The sequence below is a fragment of the Promicromonospora thailandica genome, from assembly GCF_024171955.1.
GTDB lineage: Bacteria > Actinomycetota > Actinomycetes > Actinomycetales > Cellulomonadaceae > Promicromonospora > Promicromonospora thailandica.
This window is the reverse complement of the sequence record NZ_JAMTCS010000015.1, coordinates 145,637-170,318: the sequence shown is the minus strand read 5'-3', so window position 1 is coordinate 170,318 and position 24,682 is coordinate 145,637. Positions and strand designations below refer to the sequence as shown.

Below are 24,682 nucleotides of genomic sequence, written 5' to 3'. Positions count from 1 at the left end.
GGCCGGTTCAGGGCTGCGCGACGGCGTGCTCCGCCGCACGGCTGACCTGCTCCCACGCGGCCCACGTCGCGACGCGTTGCCGCGACACCTCGTGGGCGAGGTCGTACGTCATGCTCCCCAGCGCGAGCCGCAGGGGCGGTTCGTCGGCGTCGACGACGGCGAGCATGGCCTCGGCGGCGAGCCGCGGGTCGCTGTCCACCGAACCCTCGGCGAACTGACGCTCGAGCTCCGCCCGCAGCGGCCCGTAGGCGGCCAGGGGAGTGGTGGAGACCATGGCGGTGTAGAGGTTGGTCCAGTACCCGCCGGGCTGCACGATGGTGACGTCGACCCCGAAGGCTCCGGCCTCGTGCGCGAGCGCCTCGCTCAGGCCCTCGAGCGCGAACTTGCTCGCGCTGTACAGGCCCGTGGCCGGGAACCCGCCGAGCCCGGCGATGCTCGAGATCTGCAGGATGTGCCCGGACTCCTGGCGCCGCAGGTGGGGCAGCGCGGCCTGGCTGACCCAGAGCGCCCCGAAGAAGTTGACCTCGAGCTGGGCGCGGGCCTGCTCCTCGGTGAACTCCTCGACCATGCCCATGGACATGGTGCCGGCATTGTTGACCACCACGTCCAGCCGCCCGAAGTGGGCGACGGCGGCGTCGACCGCCTGGTGGACCGCGCCCCGGTCGGTGACGTCGAGGGTCAGGGCGAGCAGCCGGTCGTGGTGGTGTGCGTCGAACGCGTCGACGGACGCCGTCCTGGCCGCGGTGACCACGCGGTCCCCGCGCTCGAGGGCCGCGGTGGCGAGCGCCCGGCCGAGGCCGCTGCTGGCGCCCGTGACGAACCAGGTGCGGTCGGTGCCGGAGGTCTGGTGCATGCGTGCTCCCTTGGTAAGACGAGACGATCCGTCTCGTTGGGTTCACCGTAGACGCTCGATAGGTGGTAGCGCAATACGCAACGTCTCGTCTCGTTCGGCTAGAGTGGACGCATGCCGAACCCCGACCCCTCCCGCCGGAGCGAGAAGTCCCGCCGGGCCGTGCTGACCGCCGCGTTCGAGCTGGTGCAGGAGGTGCCTTACGCCCAGCTCACCATCGAGGGCATCGCGGGGCGCGCCGGCGTGGGCAAGCAGACCATCTACCGGTGGTGGCCCTCGAAGGCCGCCATCCTGTTCGACGCCTTCCTGCTGCTCAGCAGGTCCGACGACGGCGCCACCCCCGAGCTGCCCGACACCGGGGACCTGCGGCGCGACCTGGCGGCGGTGCTGCACGCGACCGTCGCCGAGCTGACCGACCCCCGGACCGACGCGCCGATGCGCGCGCTCGCCGTCGAGATCGCCCAGGACCCCGCCCTCGCGCGGACCTACCACGAACGACTCGACGGCCCGTTGCGGGACGCGAAGAAGCGCCGGCTGCGGAGCGCGCAGGACGCCGGCCACCTCGCCCGCGACGTCGACCTCGACGTCGCGGTGGACCTGATCTGGGGGCCCTTGCTCAACCGCTGGCTGCAGCACGGCGGCCCCCTCACGGACGACTACGCCGACGCCACCCTCGACGCCGCGCTGAGCGGCCTGCGCCCGCGCTAGCGTGGGCGGATGAGACGTACTCGGATCCGCTGGGGGTGGCTCGTCGCCGCCCTGGTGGTGGCGCTCGCGGTCGGCGCGTCCCTGCTGGTCCAGGGCGGCGGTTGCCCGAGCGGCTCGGTGGAGGGCTGTGTGAGCGAGCCCGTCGGCGGCTGGGCCGGTGCCTGGGTGCGGATCGTCGCCGGCACCGTCGTCGTCGTGCTCGCGCTGGGGCGGGCCCTGCGCGGGCGGGGGTCCCGCGGCAGGGGGCCACGGGACCGGTGACCCGCCAGGTCAGAACGCCGTCGACGCCCGCATCAGGTCGCGCCGCAGCTCGGCGAGCCGGTCCGCGCCGATCGCCTCGGCGATGCCCGCCTCGAGCCCCGCGATGATCCGGGTCGACGCCGCGACCTCGGCCCGACCGCGTTCGGTCGGCACGAGCAGCTTCGCCCGGCCGTCGGTGGGGTCGGGCACGCGCGCGACGTAGCCCAGTGCCTCGAGCTCGTCCGCGATCGTGCCGATGACCTGCTTGTGCTGGCCGGACAGCTCGGCGAACTCCGAGAGCCGCCGCCCCTCCGGGACGAGGTAGGCGAGCACGGCGCCGTGGCGCGGCCGGACGTCGTCGAAGCCGGCCTCGGCGACCTGCCGGAACATCTCGCGCTGCAGGCGCAGGAAGAGGCGTCCGGCGGCCTTCGGCAGATCGGTCTCCATGCTGCCATGGTAGTCACCGTCGGTGATCAGTTCGGCCAGGAGCGCGTCCCGCCGGCGGGTTGAGCAGGTCCGTACGGAGAGCAGGACCGCGGCCGCCGGGCTGTGGGACCTCACCGCCCTGGTGCTCATCCACCGGGGGTACCACGTCGCCGCGCGGGTGTGCGCGGGGACGGTCGGGATCGACGACCACCGCGTGGTCGGCCCCGGGATGCCCTTCGGCGGCTTCGACGACAGCGGGCTCGGCCGCGAGAACGACATCGGCCCACCGGGCGGGCTTGCGTTCTGCTGCGTGGCACAGGGGTGCACGCTCCTGGGCCGAGCCGGCCGGCGAGGCGGCGCCGTCGCCGGCGGAAGCGTCGGTGCGACGCGCGGAGCGGCTCGGTAGATCGACGGGTGCCGGCTGTGCCGGATTCCGTTCAGCGTGGCCTCGTCGAGTTCGGCTGACCCGAACTATTCGGCTCAGCGAGATCGGGCACGGCTGAGCCGAACGCACTGCGCCGCGGCCGGCACCCCGCAGAACGCGAGGACGCGCCCCGCGGCGGTGCCCGCCGTGCGGGGCGCCCGCCGGCCCGCCGTCCGGCAGGCGGGTACGGACCTCGTTACGGTGGACCGCATGTCGCAGACCCCGTCGAGCTCTCGCCCCGTCGTCATGTTCGATGTCCTCGGCACCCTCGTCGACCAGGCGGGAAGCCTGCGCCGGCGGATCACGGAGGTGACCGGGGTCGACGGCGCCGTGGCCGCGGGCCTGGCGGACCGGTGGCTGGGCCAGGTGGGCGAGCAGGAGGAGGCGGTCGCCGCGGGTCGCCGTCCGTTCGCCCCGAGCGACGAGCTCGACCGCGCGGCGCTGGACGAGCTGGTGCGGGAAGGTCTCCTGCCGCCGGAGGCGGTGGCCGGGCTGGCCGACGCGTCCCGGTGGCAGTGGCCGTGGCCGGACGCCCTCGCGGGGCTGGACCTGCTCGCCGCCGAGTGCACCGTGGTGGCGGTGTCGAACGCGAGCCGCCGCGACCTGACCGGCCTCAGCACCCGTGCCGGCCTGCGGTGGCACCAGACGGTGTCGGCGCAGGACGTCGGCACGTACAAGCCGGCCCGCGCCGTGTACGAGCGGGCGCTGGCCTGCGCGCCGTCCGGGGCGCCGACGCCGTACCTGGTGGCAGCCCACGCCTGGGACCTGCGGGCCGCCGCGGCGGCGGGGATGCGCACCGCCTACGTGCCGCGCCCGGGCGGCGACGAGCCGCGGGCGGACGACGCCTTCGACCTCTACGCGACGGACCTGACGGACCTGCACGCACAGCTCGTCGGCGCGTAGCGCGTCGTCGGGGGCGGCCCGCCACGACCGGCCCGGGGCAGGGCCAACTCGGTGCCGGCTCAGGGCCAGGTCGGGGCCGGGTGCGGCAGCGGGCTCGCGCCGTCGGGCCGCAAGCCGTCGAGGATGACGCCGACATAGCGCCGCCAGAGCTCAGGGGGCGGGTCGGCGAGGTAGTCGACGGCGTGCACCGGCGCGCACATGAGCAGGAAGACGTCCGTCCCGGTGACGTCGGGCCGCACGACGCCCGCCGCCCGCGCCTCGTCGACCAGCAGGACCACCTCGTCGTGCACCTCGCGCTGGAGGTGCGCCAGCTCGGAGCCGGGGGCCGGCACCGTCATGAGCACGGCCACCCGGCGGCGCTGCAGCCGGCCCGCGGCCTCGGTGAGGAACTCCAGGAGCGCCGCCTCCGCGTCCGCCGCCCCGCGCAGCCGCCGGGCGAGCGACGTCAGCTCCTGCGCGTGCCGCGCGGCGATGGCCGTGGCGAGCTCCTCCTTGGTCGCGAAGTGGCGGAACACCGTGCCCTTGGCGACTCCAGCCCGCCGCGCGATGGCGGAGATCGAGGCCTCGAGCCCGTGCTCGGCGAACTCCTCCTCGGCCGCGGTCAGCACCGCCTCGCGGTTGCGCGCGGCATCGGCGCGCAGGGGTCGGCCGGCGCCGGGCAGGACGGCGTCGGTGTCGGCAGGGGCCGTGGGGGTGGTGGAGGCGGCGGGGCTCACGTCGCAGATCCTAGCAAGTTGACCGAGCGGTCATGTTCTGCCTACAGTCCCGTTCGCCAACATGACCGAGCGGTCATCTTACGGGAGGAAGCGTATGGATCTGCAGGGCGCCACAGCACTGGTCACCGGGAGCAACCGAGGCCTGGGGAGGGTCTTCGCCGTCGAGCTGCTCCGGCGCGGCGCGAGGGTGTACGCCACCGCACGCCGGCCCGAGCTCGTCGACGTGCCGGGGGCGGAGGTGCTCCCGTTGGACATCACCGACCCGACGTCGGTCGAGGCGGCCGCGGCGGCGGCCGGGGACGTGGACGTGCTGGTGAACAACGCGGCCTTCATGGACGGCGGCAACCTCGTGGCCGGCGATCTCGAGCGGATCCGGCTCGCGATGGAGTCGAGCTACTTCGGCACCCTCGCGATGATCCGGGCGTTCGCCCCGGTGCTCGCCCGCAACGGCGGCGGCGCCGTGCTGAACGTCCTGTCCGGGGCGGCGTGGCAGACGGTCGACGGCAACTCCGCGTACGCGGCGGCCAAGGCGGCGCAGTGGAGCCTGACCAATGCCGCGCGCATGGAGCTGGCGGGCCAGGGCACGCAGGTCACGGCGCTGGTGCCGGGCATGATCGACACCGAGCCGATGCGGGAGTTCGCGCGGGTGCACGGGTACGACCTGCCCGAGGGGGCGCTCGACGACCCGGCGAACGTCGTCGCCGCAGGGCTCGACGGGCTGGAGGCCGGCGAGCCGGAGGTGGTGCACGGGTTCGCGGTGGCCGCCAAGGCGGCGCTGGCCGGCCCGCCCGCCCCGCTCGACGTGGCGACGGCGACGGCCTGAGCCGCCACCGCTCATCTTCGAGACCGAGGTTGCTTCGCTGTGGCGTGCCGCAGAGCGAAGCAACCTCGGTCTCGAAGGTGATGGCGGGACGGCTACCGCGTCAGACCCGCTCCAGGCGGATCATCGACCACGACACCGGGGGCAGCTCCGCGCGGGCGTGGTCGTCGGCCACCTTCGCCGTCGTGTTGGTCCGCGGCAGCACCGAGGTGGCGTCGTCCGCCGTCGCCGACCACGTGTGGTCCGGGTTGGAGAGCGTGACCGCCTCGGCCACGCGCAGGCCCGGGAAGCCACGCAGGTCCACCTCGAGCGCCAGGTCGTCGGTGAGCGACCGGTTCACTGCGAAGATCACGACGCCGCCCGTCTCCGGGTCGTGCGTCGCGACGGCGTCGAGCGCCGGCACGTCACCGAACTTCGCCGTCTCCTGCACGGGCGCGTCCACGGCCAGGCGCAGCACCTCGCCGGCCGCGTGCCGGGCGGTGAGCGCGAACGGGTGGAACGTCGTCTGCCGCCACGACCGGCCGCCCGGCTCGGTCATGATCGGCGCGATCACGTTGACGAGCTGCGCGAGCGAGGCCGCGTGGACGCGGTCGGTGTGCCGCAGCAGGGAGATGAGCAGGTTGCCGACCACCACCGCGTCGGCCACGTTGTAGCGGTCCTCCAGCAGCACCGGGGCCACGGGCCAGTCGTCGCCCGACGGCGGCCGCGACTCGGCGCGCTGCTGGTACCAGACGTTCCACTCGTCGAACGAGATGTTGATCCGCTTGTCGTGGCGGCCTGCCGCGCGGACGGCGTCGGCGGTGGCCGCGACGTCGTCGACGAAGTGGTCCATGTTCACCGCGGACGCGAGGAAGGAGGCGAGGTCGCCGTCCTCCTCCCAGTAGTACGCGTGCGCGGAGATGTGGTCCACGTGCTCGTACGACTCGGTGAGCACGGTGTGCTCCCAGGCGCCGAAGGTGGGCATCTGCGAGCCGGACGAGCCGCACACGACCAGCTCGAGGTCCGGGTCGACCATGCGCATGGCGCGGGCCGTCTCGGCCGCGAGCCGCCCGTACTCCTCGGCGGTCTTGTGCCCGATCTGCCACGGGCCGTCCATCTCGTTGCCCAGGCACCACATCCGGATGCGGTACGGCTCCTCGGCGCCGTTGGCCCGGCGACGGTCGCTCCACTCGGTGCCACCCGCCACGTTGCAGTATTCCAGCAGGTCCAGGGCCTCCTGGACCCCGCGCGTGCCGAGGTTGACGGCCATCATGGGCTCGACGCCGGCCCGGGCGCACCAGCGCACGAACTCGTCGACACCCACGAGGTTCGGCTCGGTCGAGTGCCACGCCAGGTCCAGCCGGCGGGGCCGCTGCTCGACCGGGCCGATGCCGTCCTCCCAGCGGTACCCGGAGACGAAGTTGCCGCCGGGGTACCGCACCGTCGTGACGCCGAGCTCGCGCGTGAGCTCGACGACGTCGCCCCGGAAGCCGTCGGCGTCGGCGGTCGGGTGGCCGGGGTCGTGCAGCCCCGTGTAGACGCTGCGGCCCAGGTGCTCGACGAAGGAGCCGAAGGTGCGGGGGCGTACCGGCCCGACGACGAACGCCGGGTCGATGGTGACGGATGCGGACAGCATGGGTGGTGTGCTCCTCGGTTGGTGGTTCGTGAGGCAGGGCGCGCGCAGGCGGGCCGGCCGTGGGGGGTGCCGCGGCGGCCGGCCCGCCTGCGCGCTCGGTGGTGCGGGCCTTACTGACCCAGCTGGTTCTGCAGGTCGGCCTGCGCCTGGTCGAGCGCCTCCTGGGCCGGCGTGCCGTTCTCGTAGATCTCGTTGAGGGTGACGGTGCGGAACGTGTCGTCGACGGTCGGCCAGCTCGGGTCGGTGAACGAGTCGAGGTGCCCGATGCCGTCCTTGACCTCGTTGAGCACGTCGAACATGTTCGTCTGGAAGTACTTGTTGAACTTGTTCTCCGGGTTCTTGGTGACCTCCTCGTCCTCCCACACGGCCATGTTCACCGGGTCGAAGCCGAGCACCTCCCAGACGGCGACGTTCGCCTCCGGCGAGAGCTTGGCGAACGCCAGCCAGTCGGCCGCCAGCTCCTTGTTCGGGGAGACGACGGGCACGGCCGCGCCGGTGCCGCCACCGCCGATGGTCTGCACCTCGGCGCCCTCGACGACGGGCGCGGGCGCGATCGCGACCTTGCCCTCCAGGTCGGGCATGTAGTCCACGAACCGGGAGGTGTACCAGGCGGGGTAGACGATGGCGGCGTAGTCGCCGTCGTTGATCGCGCCGTACGCCTCCTCGGAGTCGGGGCTGCCGCCGGGGATCGTCGAGATGGCGCCCGCGTCCTGCATCTCCTGCAGCATCGTGAGCGTCTCGACGACCTCGGGGCTGTTCACCTGCACGGTGCCGTCGTCGCCGATGTACTGGCCGCCGAGCTGGGCCGTGATGAGCGGCTCGAGGAAGAAGACGCCGGTGCTGGCCACACCGAACGCCTTGCCGGTCTCCTTGTTGTACTTCTCGCCGGCCTCCTGGAAGTCGTCCCAGGTCTTGATGGTCGTGTAGTCGATGCCCGCGTCCTCGAGCAGCTCGGTGTTGTAGAAGCTGGTGAACGCGCCGACGTGGGTCGGGAACCCGTAGACCGTGCCGTCCTTGCTGTACAGGTCCAGGCGGGCCTGGACGACGTCGTCGGCGTACGGCGCCGCGGCCTCGGTGAGGTCCATCAGCGGCGGGTTCTCACCCTTGACGAAGTTGGCGAACTTGTTGACCTCGATGTCCACGACGTCCGGCAGGCCCTCGCCGGAGTTCACGGCGAGCTGCAGCTTGTTGTGCATGTCCTGGTACGGGTAGACCGTGACCTCGAGCTTGATCTCCTGGTCGGGGTTGGCCTCGTTCCACTTCTCGGCCATCTCCTCGTAGTACGCCGCGTGCACGTCGGCGAACGTCCACATGTCGAGCGTGGTCGAGCCGTCGGCGTTCTTGGCCGGCGCCTCCGGCTCGCCGCCGCCGCAGGCGGTGAGCGCCGTCACCGCGAGGGCGGCGACGAGGGTGGACGTCACTGTCCGTAGCCTGGTCATCTGTTTCTCCGTTCGTGTTTTTTCGGGTGTGTGGGGGACTTCAGCCCTTGACCGCTCCGGCGGTGATTCCCTCGATGAAGAACCGCTGGAAGGCAAGGAAGAGGATGAGCACCGGGATCAGGGAGAAGAACGCCCCGATGATGAGCAGCTCGTAGTTGTTGCCGTACGGCGTGAGCAGCGTGTTCAGGCCGATCGGGAGCGTGAACTTCTCGGGGCTGCGCAGCACCAGCAGCGGCCACAGGAAGTTGTTCCAGCAGAGCATCCCGTTGAGGATCGCCATGGCCGCCAGCGCGGGCTTGGCGATCGGCAGCACGAGCCGGAAGAAGATGCCGAACTCGCTGACGCCGTCGACCCGCCCCGCCTCGAGGATCTCCTTGGGGATGCCGAGGAAGTACTGCCGGAAGAAGAAGATGGTCACCGGCGCCGCGAGGAACGGCAGCACGATCACCGCGTACGTGTCGGCCAGGCCCATGTCGTTGACCTGCACGTACAGGGGCAGCATGAGCATCTCGAAGGGCACGGTCATGACGAGCAGCACGACGATGAACCACAGCGTCTTGGTGCGGAACTCGTACATCGCGAACCCGTAGGCCACGAACGCGCTCACCAGGAGCGTGCCCGCCACCTGGGCGACCGTGAGCAGCAGCGTGTTGAGGAACCACCGGAAGTACGGTCCGGAGTCCGTGAACAGCAGCACGTAGTTGTCGAGGCTCAGGGACGTGGGGTCGACGTCGAACGTCATGCCCCGGCGGATCAGCTCGTTGCCGTCCTGGAACGTGCCCACGAAGATCGCCAGGAGCGGCACGAGCGAGATGAGCGCGATGACGACGAGGAAGCCGCTCTGGACCCAGGCCGCCGTGGACGGCCCGACGCGGCGGCGGGCCGCCTGCCGGGTGGCTGCCGTGGGGGCTGCGGGCTGCGGGGTCGTGGTCTGCTGGACAGCCATCACGCGGCCTCCTTCTTGAACGTGCCGCTGGCGGTCAGGTAGGAGACGTTGATCGCCATGACCAGGACGAGCAGCACCACACCGACGGCGGACGCGAAGCCGAGGTCGTTCTCCTCGATGCCCTTGCGGTAGAGGTAGCCGACGACCGTCAGGCCCTGGTTGTTGGGGGAGTTGTTGCCGGCGTAGAGCATGAAGCTCTCGAGGAACATCGCCAGGCCGCCGTACACGCTGATGGTGACGACGTAGACGATCGTCGGCCGCAGGTTGGGCAGCGTGATGTGGAAGAACTGGCGGACCTTGCCCGCGCCGTCGATCGACGCCGCCTCGTAGTACTCCGAGGGGATGGCCTGCATGCCGGCCAGGAAGTACATCATGTTGACGCCCGTCCACCGCCACAGCGCGATGGCGAGCAGCGCGGCCAGGCCGGTGAGGTCGCCGCGCAGCCAGCGCACCGGGCCGAAGCCGAAGAACTCGGCGACCTGGTTCATCATCGCGGAGTCGGACTCCGCGAAGATGAGCCGGAACACGATGCCCGCCACGACGACGGACGTCAGCGCGGGCACGAACATCGACGCCTTGAAGAAGCCCTTGATCCGGGCGCTGCCGATGCTCGAGTTGACCAGCGCGGCGAGCGCGAGCGGGATCGGGATGAGCAGCACCAGCGTGAGGACCATGTAGCGGACGCTGTTGAACAGCGCCTGCCAGAAGATGCGGTCCCCCCACAGGCGCTCGTAGTTGGCCAGCCCGATGAAGGTCGCCTGACCGTAGAGCACCTCCTGGGTGCTCATCACGAACGAGCGGCTCAGCGGCACGACCCAGAAGACCGCCAGGGTCACCAGGAAGGGCAGGATGAACAGATAGGGCGCGAGCCTCTTGGAATACAGCAGCTGTCTCACGGCGGTCCGGATCCTCCTCGATCAGAGCCAGGGGTTGGCCACGGGCCCGGCCGACGGGGCGGCCGCGCGCGGGGTGTCATGATGTTGGGCGTGGTGAAGATGAGCGACGTGGCCCTCGAGGCCGGCGTCTCGAAGATGACCGTGTCGAACGTCATCAACGGACGGCCGGGGGCGAGCGAGGACACGCGGGCCCGTGTGCTCGAGGCGGTGGCCCGGCTGGGCTACCGCGTGAACCCGACGGCACGGCAGCTGCGGGCCGGGCGCAGCGAGGCGATCGGCCTGCTGGTGCCGCACCTGGACGGGCCGTACTACGCGCACCTCGCCGCCCGGCTCGACACGCTCGCCCGCACGCACGGCTACCACGTGATCATCGAGCGCACCGGCGCGAGCCGGGAGGGGGAGCTCGCCGCCGTCACGCCGCAGCGGGTGCGGCCCTACGCCGGGCTGGTGTTCAGCCCCGTGCAGATCGGTACCCAGGACCTGCACCGTGCCGGGCTGGAGGTGCCCGCCGTGCTGCTGGGGGAGCGGCGGCTGGCCGGCGAGTTCGACCACGTGATGATGGACAACGTGGGCGGCGCGGCGCTCGCCACGACCCACCTGCTGGAGCGTGGCGCCCGGCGCATCGCGCTCATCGGCGGACGCCCCGACGGCGGCGTCGACTCCATGGCCACGCTGCGCACCCGCGGCTATCGGAACGCGCACGCGGTGGCCGGCGTGCCGGTCGACGAGCGCCTCGTCGTGGACGCCGCGAGCTTCACCACGAAGGACGGCTACGAGGCGGTGATGCGCCTGCACGGCGCGGGCGTCGCGTTCGACGGCGCGTTCGCCCTGACCGACGCCGCGGCGATGGGCGCGCTGCGGGCGCTCGCCGACATCGGCCTGCGCGTGCCGGACGACGTGCAGGTGGTCGGCTTCGACAACGACGCGGAGAGCGAGTACCTGGTGCCGCGCCTGACCACCGTCGACCCCGACAACGACACGATGGCCGAGCGCATCATGGACCTGCTGCTGCGGCGCGTCGAGGAGCGTGACGCCGGTGGCCCGGTCGCTGACGCGGTGGAGTCGGTCATGTCGGCGCGGGTCGTGGTGCGCGAGTCCACGCTCGCACACGCGTCCGGCCGCTAGTCGGTCGTTCACAGCTGCTCTTCCTCGAGTTCCCTGTCCGTGACAACTTTATCGATAAAGTTGTTGGATCGATAAAGTAGGCGCCAGCAGGGGCGCTGTCAACGACGCAGGTGAGCGACGGGCCGTCGGCCGCCGAAGTTCACCTTCGAGACCGAGGTTGCTTCGCTGTGGAGCGCCTCAGAGCGAAGCAACCTCGGTCTCGAAGAGGATCGGCGGGGCACCGCGGCGCCGCGGCGCCGACTCGTGGGTCAGGCCGGGCCCGTGTCGGTCCGGATGTGCTGCTCCAGGGCGCGCAGGGCGTCGGCCGCCGCGGCGATCGCGGCGGCCTGCTCCGGGTCGAGGGCCCGCAGCGCGTCGCGCACCGGACCGGCCCAGACCTCGGCGAGCGCCTCGTGCTCGGCCTGCGCGGCGTCGGTCGGGTGCAGCAGCGTCACGCGGCGGTCGACCGTGCCGGCCTCGCGGCGTACCAGGCCGCGCTCGACGAGGGTGCGCACGGCCGCGCTGGTGTTCGGCTGCTGCAGCCCGAGCCGGCGCGTGACCTCGCCGACCGACAGCCCGGGGTGCTCGCGGACCAGCGTGAGCACCGCGAGCTCGGTGACCGGCAGCCCCGGGCGGCCGGGCGGGTACAGGCCGCGGCGGTGCACCGTCCAGGCGAGGTCGCGCAGGACCAGGGCGGTCTCCTCGTGCCGCCCCGGGGGCGCGGCCCTCGGCGCGGGGTGCTCGGTCACCTCTGGATCCTATGCGGGCGCGAGCCGCGGCAGCGGCGCAGGTTCACCCCACGGTTGAACCCGCCCTCGGCGTGCCGTTGAATCGACGCATGAGCACCGACACCGGCCTGCTGACACCTGACGACCTCGAGCTCCTGGCCCGGCCGCTGTACGGGTTCCTCACCGTGGCCGGCGCGACGCAGCCGCCCGAGCCCCGGCCCGTCTGGTTCGAGGTCACCCCCGAGGGCACCGTCCAGCTCTTCACGGAGGCGGGCTCCCTCAAGGTGCGGCGCCTCGAGCGCGACCCGCGGGCCTCGCTCGTGGTCGCGGCGCCGGTGGGGGAGCGGGAACGCTGGGTCTCCGTGTCCGGCCCGGTCACGGTGGAGGACGACGGCGCGCACGACCTCGCGTCCCGCCTGGCGGCACGGTACTGGGACCTGAGCGACCCCGCACGGGCCGCCGACCTCGCCGAGATCCTGTCCGGCGAGCTGCTGCGCGTCGTCGTCCGCCCGGAGCGCGTGCGCCGGTACGCCTACTGACCCGGCGGCTCCGGGTCCGGCCCGGCGCCGGGCCCGTCGGCCCCGGCGCGTGCGGCGGCCACCTGGCGGGCCCGGCGCAGCACGTCGAGCTGCGCCGGGTTGTAGAGCGCCTCGAGCGCGTGCGCGACCGTGCTCCGGGCCGCCGCGGTCTGGCGCGGGCTGCCCGCCTTGGGCACCAGCTCGACGCCCTGGCCCGTCCCCGGCAGGGACACGACGCGGGACAGGCGCTCGGCGAGCGCCGCCCGGGTCGCCTCGTCGGCGTCCTCGGGCAGGTCCCGGAACGCCTCGTCGAGCTCGGGGTTCGGGTCGGACTCCAGGAGCTCGCGCACAGCCTCCATCGACTCGTCCGAGAAGAGCTGGGCGTAGATGGTCAGGAGCTTGCGGTCGTTGCCGCGCAGCGCGTCGGCGACGGCGCTGAAGCCCGCCGGGACGTCAGTCGGCGCGCCCGGCCGGGACAGCACGGCCAGCTCGCGCCGGATGTCCTGCAGGCGCTCGACGGTCGCCTCCAGCTCGGCGTCGACCCTCCGGAAGATCGCGGCCACGCCGTCGCCGTCCTGGTCACCGAGCCGCGCGATCTGCGCGAGCGGTACGCCGAGCCCGACGAGCCGCCGGATCTGCAGCAGCCGCGTCAGGTGCTCGACCTCGTAGTGCTTGTACCCGTTGAGCGACCGGTCGGGCTCCTCCAGCAGGCCGATCGCGTGGTAGTAGCGCACGGACTTCACCGTGGTGCCGGCGAGCTCGGCGATCTCGCGGGTGCTCCAGGACATCGGGTTCCTCGTCTCGTACGGTGCCGCGCGTCCACGCTAGCGAACGGCGCGGACGCGCCGCTCGCGGAGCCACACGAGGACGATCATCGCGACGTTGACCGCGGCGAGGATCAGCAGGGACGCGTCGCCGGTGTCGTTGGCCCGGTCGATGGTGAAGCCGTCGCCGCCCGTCATGACGGTGTTGACGACGGAGAACAGCACGTTGTTGGCCACGTGGAACGCGACCGGGGCCTCGATGCCGCCGCTGACGACCGCCATCAGGCCGGTGGAGACCGCGATGAAGGTGTAGTAGCCGAACAGCCACGGGTCGGTGGAACCGTGGACTGCGGCGAAGGCGAGGCTCGAGACCACGAGCCCCACCACCAGCGCGGCCCGGGTGCTGCCCCGGACCCACGAGGCGGCGGCGGGCAGCGCGGTGGCGCGGAACATGAGCTCCTCGCCCGCGGACTGGACGGGGGTGCTGACCAGCACGATCAGCAGGAAGACCACCGTCGTGCCGGTGACCCCGAACGAGGTCCAGCCGGGCGCCTCGGGCGCGACCAGCGCGACGACGCCGATGCCGGCGGCCACCAGCACGGCGGCGCCGAGCAGGTAGCCGCCGAGCCGCCGCCGGTCCAGCGCGCGCGGGTTGCTCATCAGGCTGCGCCAGGGCGCCCGCGCGAGCCAGACCACGAGCAGCACGGCCACCAGGCCCGACGTCCCGATGCTCACGTTCACGGCCAGGAGCTTCAGGGGCGTGAACGTCGGCGCCAGCGGGTCGTCGCTCCCCTCGAGGACGGCGACGAGCTGGTACAGCAGGAACTGCAGCACGACCATCACCAGCGGCGGCACCAGGATGACGACGAGCGGCTTCCACCAGCTCATCCGCAGGTGCGCGCCGAAGGGCCGGGTGTCGTCGACGGACACCCCCGGCCCACGACGCGGCCGGACGTGCTCCGGCTGCGCCGCCGCCTGCTGTGCCGGCGTCTGGGTCGGTGGCTGGGTCGGGTGCCAGGTGGTCTCGGCCGCGTCGTCAGAACCCGGTGCGTGCATGACATGTCCTCTCAGGGCAGTTCGATGGTGCTCTCAGCAGCAGACACCCTGCCCCCGGGGCAGGCTCAAGCGTCGGCGCGGCACCGGACGTCGGTACGGGGGAGCGCGCCGGTCAGGAGGAACGTCGTGGCCGTGTTCTGGGCGCACGCGTTACCCCCGTAGACGTAGACGCCGTGCCCGCCGGCGTCCACGCTGACCAGCCGCGCGCGGTCGCCGAAGGCCGCCCGGGCGAGCTCGCCGCCCCGGTGCGGGGTGCCCGGGTCCCGCAGGTTCTGCAGGACGAGCACGTTGCGCGGGCCCTCGTCGTCGATCACCAGGGGAGCCTCGGCGGGGTCGGCCCAGAAGGCGCACGGGTTGATGTTCGCGGCCGCTCCGCCGTACAGGGGGTACCGCGCGCGGTCCGCGGCCACGTCGCGCTGGTAGGTCGCGACGTCCTCCGGCCAGTCGGTGTCGTTGCACACGTAGGCGAGGTAGGCCGACAGGGTGTTGTCGTGGGGCACGGGGCTGCCCGCGCGGGCCTGCTCCGGCCGGGCCGTCTCCAGGGTGGCGGCGTTGCGGGCGGCGGCCCGTGCGTCGCCGTCGGCCAGGGACTGCCACAGCGGCGCGATCATGGTGAAGGAGCTGTCCGCGTAGGTCGCGGAGAACATGAAGAACCGGAAGGTGGCGCCGTCGATCCCGGCGACCGGGCTGCGGTCGAGCCGCTCGGCGAGCGCGACGAAGTTGGCGCGGACCTCGCGGGGTGTGCGGCCCAGCCCGTAGGTCGGGTGCCGTTGCGCGGCCCAGCGTGCGAAGTCGCCGAACCGGTCCTCCAGGCCCGGGGCGAAGCGGCGCTGCGCGTCACGGTCCAGCGCGGGGCCGCCCAGGTTGCTGTCCAGGACGACGCGGTCGGTGCGCTCGGGGAACAGGGTGGCGTACGCGGCCCCGAGGGCGGTGCCGTAGGACGCGCCGAAGTAGCTGATCTTCTCCTCGCCGAGCGCCACGCGGATCCGGTCCATGTCACGCGCGGCGTTCGCCGTGCTGATGTGCGCCAGGTGGCCTTCGTCGTCCTGGTCGGCGCACTGGGCGGCGACCCCCTTCGAGACCTCGGCGTGCCGCGCGACGGCCGCCGCGTCCGGCGCGAAGGGCGGCACGTTGCCCCAGTACTCCTGGTCGGACGTGAAGCCGCAGCTCACGGGCGCGGAGCGGCCCACGCCGCGGGGGTCCATGCCGATCACGTCGTAGGCGTCCAGGACGCTGGTGGCGATGCCACGCGTGGCGAGGTCGGCGGGCTGGCTCAGGCCGGAGTGACCCGGGCCGCCAGGGTTGGTCAGCAGCACGCCCTGCCGTTCCTCGGGGTCGGCGGCGGCCAGGCGGGAGACCCAGATCTCGATCTGGGCGCCGGCGGGCTCGTCGTAGTCCAGCGGCACCGTGACCGTGCCGCACTCCAGCGGTGTCGTGACCAGCAGGTCGGGCGGGCACGGCGCCCAGGCGACACCGGTGGGGTCTGGCGTGGGCCCGGCGTCGTCCCCGGCCGCCGGCGTGGCGAGCAGGGCCGCGGCGACGCCGACCGCCGTGGTCAGGGCCAGTCCGATCCTGGCTCTCGTGCGTCCGTCCATGTCGTGCTCCTCGTCGTGGGGTCGTGGGTGGCTCGGTCGTGGGTCTCCCGGTTCCGAGGCCCTCACTCCACCCCGTGTGCCAAGGACACGGTCAACCGCAGCGGTGCGCGGGTTTTCATGGCGACGCTATAGAATGCGGGCCATGGCGAGGCAGAAGGATCCTGCGGTGCGCACGCAGCTGCTGGAACGGGCGGCACGCATGCTCCGCGAGCGCGAGCCCATCACGCTGCGGTCGCTCGTCGAGGGCACCGGGGTGTCGACCATGGCGGTCTACACCTATTTCGGCGGCATGGACGGCGTGTGGCGCGCGCTGCGCCAGGAGGGCTTCACCCGGCTCGCCGCGCGGCTGGCGGCCCTCGACGTCCCGGACGACCCCGTCGAGGAGCTCGTGGCCGTGGCCGCCGCCTACGCGGTCAACGCGCTCGAGCATCCCGACCTCTACCGCGTCATGTTCGACGGCACGGTCGACCTCGAGGACGTCGACGCCGCCGAGGCGACCCTGGACTACATGGTGCGGGCCGCGGGGCGGTGCCGGGACCGGGGCCGGGTCGCGCAGGACGTGGACCCGGACCGCCTCGCGCGCGAGGTCTGGACGGTCTGCCACGGCATCGTCTCGCTGGTGGTGAGCCGGGTGGCCTCGCGGCGCACGCTCGCCTCGGGCATCCCCCTGCTCACCGCGGTGATCGTCGCCGCCGGCGACGACCCCGCGGTGTGCCGGCGCTCGGTCGAGGCCGGCTGGGTGGCGCTGCGCCCGCCTCAGGGCAGCACCGCCACGGCATCGACCTCCACGAGGTAGCCCGGCGCGGCGAGCGCCGTGACGCCGATCCACGTGCTGGGCTGCTGGAGCTCGACGCCCAGCTTTGCCGCCGCCCGCTCCCGGCCGACGACGAACTGCTCGGCCTTCTCGGCGTCGAGGTCGACGACGTAGACCGTGACCTTGGCGAGGTCGGCCATCGTGGCGCCGACCGCGTCGAGCGCGGCGGCGATGTTCAGGTAGGCCTTCTCGGCCTGGGCGGCGAGGTCGCCCGCGCCGACGAGGTTGCCCTCGGTGTCCCAGGAGACCTGACCGGCCAGGTAGACGGTGCGGGAGCCCTGGGTGTCGGCCACCTGGTGGTGGACGTCGACGCGGTGGACCTGCTCGGGGTGGACCAGTGTGACGGACATCGGGGTGTTCCTTTCGGTGGATCCGTTTAGCATGACAACGCAATGCTATGCTAAATGCATCCCCTGGACGACGTGGCGCTCGCCACAGGCCGGTCAGCCGGTGCGAGTGGGCGGCGGCCTGCCCATGCTGGACGTGCCGCTGAATCGACGACCCGGGAGCGCACATGTCGGACCAGACCACCCCGCAGGACCCCACCACCCAGCACCCCCGCCCGGAGCAGCCGGCGGACGACCTGCAGCCGCCCGGGCGCACCGGTCAGATGTCGCAGGAGCCGGACCACGGGGAGGAGAGCTACCGCGGCTCGGGCCGTCTCGACGGGAAGCGGGCCCTGATCACGGGCGGTGACTCCGGCATCGGGCGCGCCGTCGCGATCGCGTTCGCGCGCGAGGGCGCGGACGTCGCGATCTCCTACCTCCCGGAGGAGGAGCCGGACGCCCGGACGACGGCGGACTGGGTCGAGAAGGCCGGCCGCACCGCGGTGCTGCTGCCGGGCGACATCCGCGACGAGGAGTTCTGCCGCCGGCTCGTCGCCGACGCGGTGGACGGGCTCGGCGGCCTGGACATCCTCGTGAACAACGCCGCCTACCAGATGTCGCAGGACGACGGGCTGCGCGGGATCAGCACGGAGCAGCTCGACCGGGTGCTGAGGACCAACGTGTACGCGCTGTTCTGGATCACGAAGGCCGCGCTCGGCCACCTGCCCCGGGGCGGCGCCGTCATCAACACCACCTCGGTGCAGGCGTTCGAGCCGAGCCCGCAGCTGCTCGACTACGCCACGACCAAGGCCGCGATCCTCAACTTCACCAAGGGCCTCGCGCAGCAGCTGGCGCCGGAGGGCATCCGCGTCAACGCCGTGGCGCCGGGCCCGATCTGGACGCCGCTGATCCCGGCGACCATGCCGGAGGAGAAGGTCGAGCAGTTCGGCGGCGACACGCCGCTGGGCCGGCCCGGCCAGCCGGCGGAGCTGGCACCGGCGTACGTGTTCTTCGCGTCGCAGGAGTCGAGCTACATCACCGGCGACCGCATCGGGGTGACGGGCGGACGCCCGCTGTAACGGGGTCCGCGCCTCACTCGTGCAGGGTGAGCGTGCTCGCCAGGTCGAGGTCCGCCGGTGTGCCGCCGACGCCTGCCCGGGCGAGCAGCATCGCACCCAGGGCGGTGCTCCAGAAGGTGCGCACCTCGACGTGGGGCGGACGGCCCGTGGCCCAGCCCCGGCCGTCCGCGAGGCGCCGGACGTAGCGCTCCGACTGGCGGAACAGCAGCTGCAGGTGCCGGTCGACGACCGGGGCGAGGTCCGGCCGGGAGATCCCCGCGGCGAGCGCCCGCGCGACGGCGGGCAGGGACGGGAGCGTCAGCACCACCCGGGCGATGCCGCGCCGGAAGGCCGCGGCGTCGGTCGCCTGGGCGCCGAGCTTCTCCAGGCGCTCGGCGTCGTGCAGCAGCGCGAGGAAGGCCGCGTGCACGAGTAGCGAGTCCTTGGACCCGAAGTGGTATGTGACCTGGTTCGGGAAGACGCCGGCGGTGCGCGCGATCTCGGCCACGCTGAGGTCGCCGCCCTGCCGCTCGACGCAGAGCCGGGCGGTCGCCTCCAGGATGCGGTGGCGCGTGGCGTCCCCGCGTCCCTGCGTGGTCCGCGTGCCGGCCTGGCGGTTCTCCATGACGCAAATTGTATGTGATACAAATGGACCTCGTCGTTGTATGACATACAAGTCGGGAGGTTCACCATGGAGCGCGAGCGGACCGAGGTCGTCGTCACCGGGCTCGGCGCGGTCACGCCGCTGGGCGGCGACGTCGCCACGACGTGGGAGGCGCTGCTGGCCGGCCGGTCGGGGCTGCGCGCGGACGCGCTGGGCGGGCGGACGGAGGTGGACCTGCCGCCCGTGACGGCCGGCGTCATGGCGGTGGACCCGGCGACCAGGCTGCCGACGGTTCAGGCCAAGCGGCTCGACCGGTCCCAGCAGGCGGCCTTGGTGGCCGCGCACGAGGCGTGGGCCGATGCCGGTTCGCCAGAGGTCGACCCGGAACGGCTCGTGACCTCGATCGGTACGGGCATCGGCGGCGTGCAGACCCTGCTGGGGGAGGACGACGCGCTCGAGGCGGCCGGTCTGCGGCGGGTCTCCCCGCGGACCGTCCCCATGCTCATGCCGAACGCCGCCGCGGCCGTGGTCAGCATCGAGTACGGGGCGCGGGGCGGCGTGTTCACGCCCGTGTCGGCCTGCTCGTCCGGCGCGGAGGCCCTGGCCCTCGGGGCGCGCCTGATCCGGTCGGGCGAGGCCGACGTCGTCATCGCGGGCGGCACGGACGCCGCGATCACGCCGATCACCGTGGCCGGGTTCGCCCAGGCGCGCGCCCTGTCGCACCACGACGGCGACCCGGAGTCGGCCTCACGCCCGTTCGCGGCCGACCGCAGCGGCTTCGTCCTGGCGGAGGGGGCGGCCGTCGTCGTCCTGGAGAGCGCGGAGCACGCCCGGGCGCGCGGCGCGCGCGTCCACGCCGTGCTGGCCGGCGCGGGGATCAGCTCGGACGCGCACCACATCACCGCGCCCGCGCCCGACGGGGTAGGCCAGATCTCGGCCATGCGCAAGGCGCTGGCGCAGGCGGGCCTGGCGCCCGGCAGCGTCGCCCACGTGAACGCGCACGCCACGGGCACCCCGGTGGGTGACGCCGGCGAGGCGCGCGCGATCCGGGAGCTCTTCGGGCGGGCCACCGTGACGGCGCCCAAGGCGAGCCTGGGCCACCTGTTCGGCGCGGCGGGGGCGATCGAGGCGGTGGTCGCGATCCTCTCGGTCGCGCACGGCGTGGTCCCGCCCACGCGCAACCTCGCCGGGACGCAGCTGGACCCGGAGATCGGCCTGGACGTCGTCGTCGAGCGGCGCGACGAGCTGCAGGGGGCGGTGCTGAGCAACTCGTTCGGGTTCGGCGGCCAGAACGTGTCGCTCGTGCTCAGCCGCCCGTGACGGGCACCGCCGAAGAACGCCGCCGTGCGGAGAGCCCGCGAGGCCGGTGGGACCTAGATCCAGCCGCGCTCCTCCGCCAGCAGCACCGCCTGCTGGCGCGTGCCGACCTGGAGCTTGCCCAGCACCGCCGACACGTGGTTGCGCACCGTGCCGGGGGCCAGCGACAGCGTGCGGGCGATCTGGCCCGTGGTCTCGCCGTGCCGGCCCGCGCGCAGCACGTCGAGCTCACGGTCGGTCAGCGGGGGGCGCTCGTCGCTCAGGGCGTCGGCCGCGACCTCCGGGTCGACGTACCGCCCGCCGCTCGCGACGCGGCGGATCACGGCCGCGACCTCGTCGGCCGAGCGTGACTTGGGCAGGAAGCCCGCCGCACCCGACGCGAGCGCGCGCCGCAGCACCCCCGGCCGCGCGTGCCGGGTGACGATCACGCACCGCGTGGCCACGGTGCGGTTCAGCCGCTCGGTGACCTGCACCCCGTCGAGCCCCGGCATCTCGAGGTCCAGCACGCACACGTCCGGCGTCAGACGCTGCGCCACGGCCACGGCCTCCGTCCCGTCCGCGCACTCCGCGACGACCTCGATGTCCGGCTCGAGCCGCAGGAGCGCGGCCAGCGCCGACCGGATCATCCCCTCGTCGTCGGCCAGCAGCACCCGGATCATCCGACCTTCCCTTCCTCAGCCACCGCGTCCGGCCGGTCCGGCACCGTGACCACCACTGTGAACGTCTCACCCTCACGCCGGGAGACCAGGTCCCCGCCGGCCTCCTCCGCGCGCCGCGCGAGGCCCTCGAGCCCGGCGCCGCCCCCGGCCGTCACCGGGCCGGCGGCCCCCGCGACGTCGTTCGCGATCTCGTACCGCCACGAGCCGCCCGACCGTGTCAGCGAGAGCCGGGCCCACCGACCGCCGCCGTGCCGCAGCACGTTCGTCGTGGTCTCCCGGATGACGGGGCCGAGCGCCTGCGCGGGCGCCAGCGACGCGTCCGGGTCCACCACCGACTCGACCCGGGTGCCGGCCGCGCGCAGCAGGTCCACCGCGTTGGCGAGCTCGTCCCGCAGCGGTACCGAACGGAACCGGGTCGCCAGGTCCCGCGTGCCCTGGCGTGCGTCGTCCACGCTGGCCCGTGCCGCCCGCAGCTGCTCCATGCCGGCCGCCGGGTCCCGCGGCATGAGCCGCTCGGCGAGCTCGAGCTGCAGCGCGACCACCTGCAGGTGGTGGCCCTGCAGGTCGTGCACGTCGGTGGCGAGCCGCAGCCGCTCCTGCGTGGCCGCGAGCCGCGCCTCCGACGCGCGGGCTCGGTCCAGCGTGACGAGCACGTCCCACCACCACAGCGACGACACGGTGATGGCCGGCAGGGACGCGCCGAGGAACGTGAGCTGGTACCAGGCGTCCTCGCGCGAGCCCGCGAGCGTGGTGTTCAGATCGATGACCGCCAGCGCCACGAGCAGGCCGGTCACCAGCAGCACCAGCCGGAGCCGCACCCCCGGCGGCCAGTTCAGGAGCATCAGTGACTGCATCAGGGGCAGCACCGCCAGCACCCACGTCCACGTCTCCAGCCCGGCCACCACGCCGTACGCCACCGACACCAGCAGCGGCACGAGGAGGTGGCGCCGCACCAGCAGCGGCGCGTCCGCCGGCCGACGGCGGTACTCGCGCAGCGCCGGCATCGTCGCGAGCCACCACAGCAGCCCCGTCAGGCCGACGACGGCGACCGCGCCCGTCCCCGCGCCGGCGCGGACGAGGATGTCCACCACGAGCAGCACGACGAAGAGCTGGAAGCTCACGACCGCCAGCACGACGTACCACCAGGTCGCGCTGATGCTCCGGCTCAGCCGCAGCGCGCCACGGTCGGTCGCCGCCGGCTCGGCGGCTGCGGACGGGCGCCTGCTGCTCATCCGCCCAGGTTACGGGCATGACAGATGTCACGGCCCGGGATGCGAACGACCCGTGCGCCGGTGACAGGACGGCACTTCTGGGCGGCCCGCCCGCGGAGTGGACTGGGGTCAGCGCCGAGAACAACCCCGGCACACCCACCCCAGGAGCACACCATGGACCTCGTCGAACTTCTCCAGGACCTCGTCGGCCGCGTACCCGAGATCGTCCAGCCGCTGATCGTCGCCGTCGCCGGCGCCATCCCCTTCGTCGAGGGCGAGGGCGGCGTGGCGATCGGCATCATCGCCGGCATCCACCCCGTCGTCGCCGCCGTCGCCGCGATGGCCGGCAACTTCCTCGTCGTCGCGGGGCTCGTGCTGCTCGGCTCCGGCGCCCGCGCCGCCGTCGTCAGCCGGGCGAACGGCCGGACCGGCGCGTCCGGCCGCACCGACGTGCCGGACGACCGCACCGCGGTGCGCCGTGCCAAGTTCCAGCGCGCGTACGAGCGCTACGGCGTCCCCGGGGTGAGCCTGCTCGGCCCGCTCCTGCTCCCCACCCACTTCACGGCCACCATGCTCGCCGCGTCCGGCGTCGGCAAGGCCCGGATCCTCGTCTGGCAGGCCGTCGCGATCGTCGCCTGGACCACCCTCACCGCCCTGATCGTGACCGGCGTGATCGGCGTCGTGCGATGAGCGCCGCAGCCGCGCGGACCGCGCCCGCCCTGCCCGGCGCGGACACCCCGTACCACCTGGCGCTCGCGGGCGAGAAGCGGCGCATCGGCCGGGGCATCCTCGCGATCGTGCTGCTGAACGCCGGCCTGCTGGGGTTCGGCGCCGCCGCGGCCCAGCTCGGCGCCCAGGTCGACGTCCTGGTCGGCCGCGAGGGCGCCGGCTCCGGCGACCGGCAGCTGACGCCGACCGTGATGGCCTTCGCGTACGCCTCCTCGGCGCTGCTCATCCCCTGGAGCATGCTCATCCAGCGCTGGCTGTACGGCGTGCGCGGCAGCAGCCTCCACTCGGTGGCCGCGGCCTTCCGGCCCGCCGTGCTCGGCCGGGCGGTGCTCTTCCTGGGCCCGCTGTGGGCGGTCTGGATGACGGTGCTCGCCGTGCTGGAGCCGTCCGCGGTCGGCACCTGGTCCACCGCCGACCTGCTGCTCATGTTCCTGGTCTCGGTGCTCGTCGTGCCGCTGCAGAGCGCGGGGGAGGAGTACGGCTACCGCGGGCTCGTCTTCCGCGTCGCCGCGAGCTGGGGACGCGGGCGCCGTTCGGCGCTCGTCCTGGGCGTCGTGGTCTCGACGGTGCTGTTCGCGGCGATCCACCTGTCCACGGACGTCTGGATCAACGTCCAGTACCTGGCGGTCGGCGCGGCGTTCGCGCTCATCACGTGGCGCACCGGGGGCCTCGAGACGACCGTGGTGCTGCACGCGGCGAACAACGTGTTCGCGCTGCTGCTGCTGGCGGTGCTGCACACGGACCTCGGGGCGTCCGCGGACCGCAGTGCGGGTGTCGGCTCGGTCGTCTACGTGATCCCCGTCGTGCTGCTGGCGGTCGTCACCGCGGTGATCTGGCGCCGGACCCGGCCGGCCGCCTGACACCGGCACGCCCCCGGCCCCCGTGCGGAGGGGACCGGGGCCGCCGTCGTCAGACCGCCGCCCAGCGCGCGGCGGGGGCGCGACGAGCGGCGTGCCCGGTCGGTGATGGATTGAACAGTCAAGAACCCTGGTCCATTATGGACTCTGCGGTCAAAAACCTGTCGTAGAACGAGAGTGGGAGCCGGGATGCCACGTCCGCGGAAGTTCGAGGAGGCCGAGGTCATCGCCTCGGCCGGCCGCGTGTTCGCCGAGTCGGGCTATGCCGGCACCTCGGTGGACGACCTGGTCGCCGCGACAGGGCTCGGCCGGCAGAGCCTCTACAACGCCTTCGGCGGCAAGAAGGAGCTGTTCATGCGCGCCTTCCTGAGCGACACCGAGGACGCCGTCGCCGCGGTGGAGGCCGTGCGCCACGGCACCGACAGCCCGATCGGCCGCATCCGCGCGCAGCTCGTGAAGGTCGCCGTCACCTACGGCTCGGCACAGGCGCAGCCTCCGCTGTTCGTGAAGGCGGCCATGGAGCTGTCCGCGCGCGACGCCGAGGTCCAGGCGTCGGCGCTCAAGGCGTTCGACGACATGTCCGCGCACTACGCCGCGTGCGTCGCCGACGCGCAGGGGGCCGGCGAGGTCGACGCCACCGCGGACGCCGACGCCCTCGGCGCCTTCTTCCTGGCCCTGATCGAGGGCATGGCGGCGCTCGGCGGAGCGGGCGTGTCCCGGGCGAGCCTCACGACGATCGGCCTCACGTCGCTCGCGGCGATCCCGCTCACCGACCGCGGGCGGGACGCCCTCGAGACGTCGGCGGGCGACTGGTCCTGACCTTCGGACCTGCTGCGGTCAGCGGGCGGTGCCGGTCGATGTGCCGGACGGTGTGCTCGACGGCGCCGCGGCCAGGAGCGCGTCGCGGCAGGCCGTGAGCAGCGCCGACAGGTGCGCGACGTCGTCCGTCGCGAGGTCCCCGGTCATCGACTCCGCGAGCCCGCCCACCCGCACCTGGGCCTGGTCGAGGAGGTCGCGCGCGGCGCTCGTGAGCACGGTCGCCCGCTCGCGCCGCGGCCCCGGCTGGTCCGAGCGCTCGATGAGCCCGCGCTTCTCCAGGCCCTGGATCAGCACGTTCATCGACTGCCGCGACACGAACACGCGGCGGGCCAGCTCCGAGCCCGTGATGCCGGGCCGGGTCCGCAGGGTCTGGAGGCAGGCGTACTGCGGCACGCTCAGCCCGAGCGGCCGCAGCCGCTCGTCCATCCGCTGGTGCAGCACCGCCTGGGTCTCCTTGATCAGCAGGGCCAGACCCTCGGCGGGCGTGGGGCCGTCGTCGCTCATGTCAATAGTTTGACACAGGTCCGAGCTGAGTGTCAG

At 73.2% G+C, this 24,682-nt stretch carries 29 protein-coding genes; 13 read left to right on the top strand and 16 right to left on the bottom strand.

What is annotated here, in order from left to right; translation table 11 throughout:
• Positions 1–7 precede the first annotated feature (7 nt).
• Positions 8–853, bottom strand: a complete 846-nt coding sequence (locus APR03_RS22490; RefSeq protein ID WP_253839439.1) for an SDR family NAD(P)-dependent oxidoreductase — start codon at positions 851–853, stop codon at positions 8–10.
• Between the two features lie 111 nt (positions 854–964).
• Between APR03_RS22490 and APR03_RS22485 the strand changes: the two genes are divergently transcribed.
• Complete coding sequence (locus tag APR03_RS22485) at positions 965–1,558, top strand: TetR/AcrR family transcriptional regulator (RefSeq protein ID WP_253839438.1); 594 nt, start codon at positions 965–967, stop codon at positions 1,556–1,558.
• Between the two features lie 9 nt (positions 1,559–1,567).
• A complete protein-coding gene (locus APR03_RS22480) occupies positions 1,568–1,819 on the top strand; it encodes a hypothetical protein (protein ID WP_253839437.1) in 252 nt (83 codons plus the stop codon).
• A gap of 9 nt (positions 1,820–1,828) precedes the next feature.
• Here the strand turns inward: APR03_RS22480 and APR03_RS22475 are convergent, their stop codons facing one another.
• Positions 1,829–2,245: a MarR family winged helix-turn-helix transcriptional regulator gene (locus APR03_RS22475; protein WP_253839436.1), complete on the bottom strand. Its 417-nt coding sequence runs from the start codon at positions 2,243–2,245 to the stop codon at positions 1,829–1,831.
• 22 nt (positions 2,246–2,267) lie between these two features.
• Between APR03_RS22475 and APR03_RS22470 the strand changes: the two genes are divergently transcribed.
• Positions 2,268–2,630, top strand: a complete 363-nt coding sequence (locus APR03_RS22470) for an aldehyde dehydrogenase family protein (RefSeq protein WP_253839435.1) — start codon at positions 2,268–2,270, stop codon at positions 2,628–2,630.
• Between the two features lie 228 nt (positions 2,631–2,858).
• Positions 2,859–3,551 (top strand): HAD-IA family hydrolase, encoded by a 693-nt coding sequence (locus APR03_RS22465; RefSeq protein WP_253839434.1) that lies wholly within the window; start codon positions 2,859–2,861, stop codon positions 3,549–3,551.
• Positions 3,552–3,610: 59 nt separating this feature from the next.
• Here the strand turns inward: APR03_RS22465 and APR03_RS22460 are convergent, their stop codons facing one another.
• Positions 3,611–4,267 (bottom strand): TetR family transcriptional regulator, encoded by a 657-nt coding sequence (locus APR03_RS22460; protein WP_253839433.1) that lies wholly within the window; start codon positions 4,265–4,267, stop codon positions 3,611–3,613.
• A gap of 94 nt (positions 4,268–4,361) precedes the next feature.
• On the opposite strand from APR03_RS22460, the gene APR03_RS22455 reads away from it, so the two are divergent.
• Positions 4,362–5,090: an SDR family NAD(P)-dependent oxidoreductase gene (locus tag APR03_RS22455; RefSeq protein WP_253839432.1), complete on the top strand. Its 729-nt coding sequence runs from the start codon at positions 4,362–4,364 to the stop codon at positions 5,088–5,090.
• A gap of 100 nt (positions 5,091–5,190) precedes the next feature.
• On the opposite strand, the gene arfA is transcribed toward APR03_RS22455, so the two are convergent.
• From arfA to APR03_RS22435, 4 genes are all read right to left on the bottom strand, one after another.
• On the bottom strand, positions 5,191–6,702 hold the full coding sequence (gene arfA / locus APR03_RS22450; protein WP_253839431.1) for an arabinosylfuranosidase ArfA: 1,512 nt from the start codon (positions 6,700–6,702) through the stop codon (positions 5,191–5,193).
• A 110-nt stretch (positions 6,703–6,812) separates the two neighbouring features.
• The gene (locus APR03_RS22445) at positions 6,813–8,123 is read right to left on the bottom strand and encodes an ABC transporter substrate-binding protein (protein WP_253839429.1); all 1,311 of its coding nucleotides are present in this window, start codon (positions 8,121–8,123) and stop codon (positions 6,813–6,815) included.
• 58 nt (positions 8,124–8,181) lie between these two features.
• Complete coding sequence (locus APR03_RS22440) at positions 8,182–9,087, bottom strand: carbohydrate ABC transporter permease (protein ID WP_253839427.1); 906 nt, start codon at positions 9,085–9,087, stop codon at positions 8,182–8,184.
• Positions 9,087–9,983: a carbohydrate ABC transporter permease gene (locus tag APR03_RS22435; protein WP_253839425.1), complete on the bottom strand. Its 897-nt coding sequence runs from the start codon at positions 9,981–9,983 to the stop codon at positions 9,087–9,089. The genes APR03_RS22440 and APR03_RS22435 overlap by 1 nt, the downstream gene beginning before the upstream one ends.
• Before the next feature lie 99 nt (positions 9,984–10,082).
• Between APR03_RS22435 and APR03_RS22430 the strand changes: the two genes are divergently transcribed.
• Positions 10,083–11,108 carry a LacI family DNA-binding transcriptional regulator gene (locus tag APR03_RS22430; protein ID WP_253839479.1) on the top strand — a complete coding sequence of 342 codons (1,026 nt, stop codon included), beginning with the start codon at positions 10,083–10,085 and terminating at the stop codon, positions 11,106–11,108.
• A 248-nt stretch (positions 11,109–11,356) separates the two neighbouring features.
• On the opposite strand, the gene APR03_RS22425 is transcribed toward APR03_RS22430, so the two are convergent.
• Entirely contained in the window at positions 11,357–11,836 is a 480-nt protein-coding gene (locus APR03_RS22425; protein ID WP_253839424.1) for a MarR family winged helix-turn-helix transcriptional regulator, read from the bottom strand.
• 89 nt (positions 11,837–11,925) lie between these two features.
• Between APR03_RS22425 and APR03_RS22420 the strand changes: the two genes are divergently transcribed.
• On the top strand, positions 11,926–12,354 hold the full coding sequence (locus APR03_RS22420) for a pyridoxamine 5'-phosphate oxidase family protein (RefSeq protein WP_253839422.1): 429 nt from the start codon (positions 11,926–11,928) through the stop codon (positions 12,352–12,354).
• Here the strand turns inward: APR03_RS22420 and APR03_RS22415 are convergent.
• The 3 genes from APR03_RS22415 to APR03_RS22405 form a co-directional block, all read right to left on the bottom strand.
• The gene (locus APR03_RS22415) at positions 12,348–13,121 is read right to left on the bottom strand and encodes a helix-turn-helix domain-containing protein (protein WP_253839421.1); all 774 of its coding nucleotides are present in this window, start codon (positions 13,119–13,121) and stop codon (positions 12,348–12,350) included. The two genes, APR03_RS22420 and APR03_RS22415, sit on opposite strands and share 7 nt — an antisense overlap.
• Before the next feature lie 36 nt (positions 13,122–13,157).
• Positions 13,158–14,153, bottom strand: coding sequence for a CPBP family intramembrane glutamic endopeptidase (locus APR03_RS22410; RefSeq protein ID WP_253839420.1), 996 nt, complete (start codon positions 14,151–14,153; stop codon positions 13,158–13,160).
• 65 nt (positions 14,154–14,218) lie between these two features.
• Positions 14,219–15,748, bottom strand: a complete 1,530-nt coding sequence (locus APR03_RS22405; RefSeq protein WP_253839419.1) for an alpha/beta fold hydrolase — start codon at positions 15,746–15,748, stop codon at positions 14,219–14,221.
• 142 nt (positions 15,749–15,890) lie between these two features.
• Between APR03_RS22405 and APR03_RS22400 the strand changes: the two genes are divergently transcribed.
• Positions 15,891–16,544: a TetR/AcrR family transcriptional regulator gene (locus tag APR03_RS22400; RefSeq protein ID WP_253839418.1), complete on the top strand. Its 654-nt coding sequence runs from the start codon at positions 15,891–15,893 to the stop codon at positions 16,542–16,544.
• Here APR03_RS22400 and APR03_RS22395 read toward each other — a convergent pair.
• Positions 16,505–16,912, bottom strand: a complete 408-nt coding sequence (locus tag APR03_RS22395) for a RidA family protein (protein WP_253839417.1) — start codon at positions 16,910–16,912, stop codon at positions 16,505–16,507. The genes APR03_RS22400 and APR03_RS22395 overlap by 40 nt on opposite strands.
• Positions 16,913–17,076: 164 nt before the next feature.
• On the opposite strand from APR03_RS22395, the gene APR03_RS22390 reads away from it, so the two are divergent.
• Positions 17,077–17,967: an SDR family oxidoreductase gene (locus tag APR03_RS22390; RefSeq protein ID WP_253839416.1), complete on the top strand. Its 891-nt coding sequence runs from the start codon at positions 17,077–17,079 to the stop codon at positions 17,965–17,967.
• Positions 17,968–17,980: 13 nt separating this feature from the next.
• On the opposite strand, the gene APR03_RS22385 is transcribed toward APR03_RS22390, so the two are convergent.
• Positions 17,981–18,571: a TetR/AcrR family transcriptional regulator gene (locus tag APR03_RS22385; protein ID WP_253839415.1), complete on the bottom strand. Its 591-nt coding sequence runs from the start codon at positions 18,569–18,571 to the stop codon at positions 17,981–17,983.
• Between the two features lie 66 nt (positions 18,572–18,637).
• Here APR03_RS22385 and APR03_RS22380 point away from each other — a divergent pair, with 66 nt between their 5' ends.
• Entirely contained in the window at positions 18,638–19,870 is a 1,233-nt protein-coding gene (locus APR03_RS22380) for a beta-ketoacyl-[acyl-carrier-protein] synthase family protein (protein WP_253839414.1), read from the top strand.
• A gap of 53 nt (positions 19,871–19,923) precedes the next feature.
• On the opposite strand, the gene APR03_RS22375 is transcribed toward APR03_RS22380, so the two are convergent.
• Positions 19,924–20,526, bottom strand: a complete 603-nt coding sequence (locus APR03_RS22375) for a response regulator transcription factor (RefSeq protein WP_253839413.1) — start codon at positions 20,524–20,526, stop codon at positions 19,924–19,926.
• Positions 20,523–21,758, bottom strand: coding sequence for a sensor histidine kinase (locus APR03_RS22370; protein WP_253839412.1), 1,236 nt, complete (start codon positions 21,756–21,758; stop codon positions 20,523–20,525). Before APR03_RS22370 ends, APR03_RS22375 begins: the two co-directional genes overlap by 4 nt.
• A gap of 153 nt (positions 21,759–21,911) precedes the next feature.
• On the opposite strand from APR03_RS22370, the gene APR03_RS22365 reads away from it, so the two are divergent.
• The 3 genes from APR03_RS22365 to APR03_RS22355 all read left to right on the top strand — a co-directional run bounded on the left by APR03_RS22365 (position 21,912) and on the right by APR03_RS22355 (position 24,142).
• Positions 21,912–22,427, top strand: coding sequence for a small multidrug efflux protein (locus tag APR03_RS22365; protein WP_253839411.1), 516 nt, complete (start codon positions 21,912–21,914; stop codon positions 22,425–22,427).
• Complete coding sequence (locus APR03_RS22360) at positions 22,424–23,326, top strand: CPBP family intramembrane glutamic endopeptidase (protein ID WP_253839410.1); 903 nt, start codon at positions 22,424–22,426, stop codon at positions 23,324–23,326. The genes APR03_RS22365 and APR03_RS22360 overlap by 4 nt, the downstream gene beginning before the upstream one ends.
• A 186-nt stretch (positions 23,327–23,512) precedes the next feature.
• Positions 23,513–24,142 (top strand): TetR/AcrR family transcriptional regulator, encoded by a 630-nt coding sequence (locus APR03_RS22355; RefSeq protein WP_253839409.1) that lies wholly within the window; start codon positions 23,513–23,515, stop codon positions 24,140–24,142.
• Positions 24,143–24,160: 18 nt separating this feature from the next.
• On the opposite strand, the gene APR03_RS22350 is transcribed toward APR03_RS22355, so the two are convergent.
• Positions 24,161–24,646: a MarR family winged helix-turn-helix transcriptional regulator gene (locus APR03_RS22350; protein ID WP_253839408.1), complete on the bottom strand. Its 486-nt coding sequence runs from the start codon at positions 24,644–24,646 to the stop codon at positions 24,161–24,163.
• Positions 24,647–24,682: the final 36 nt, after the last annotated feature.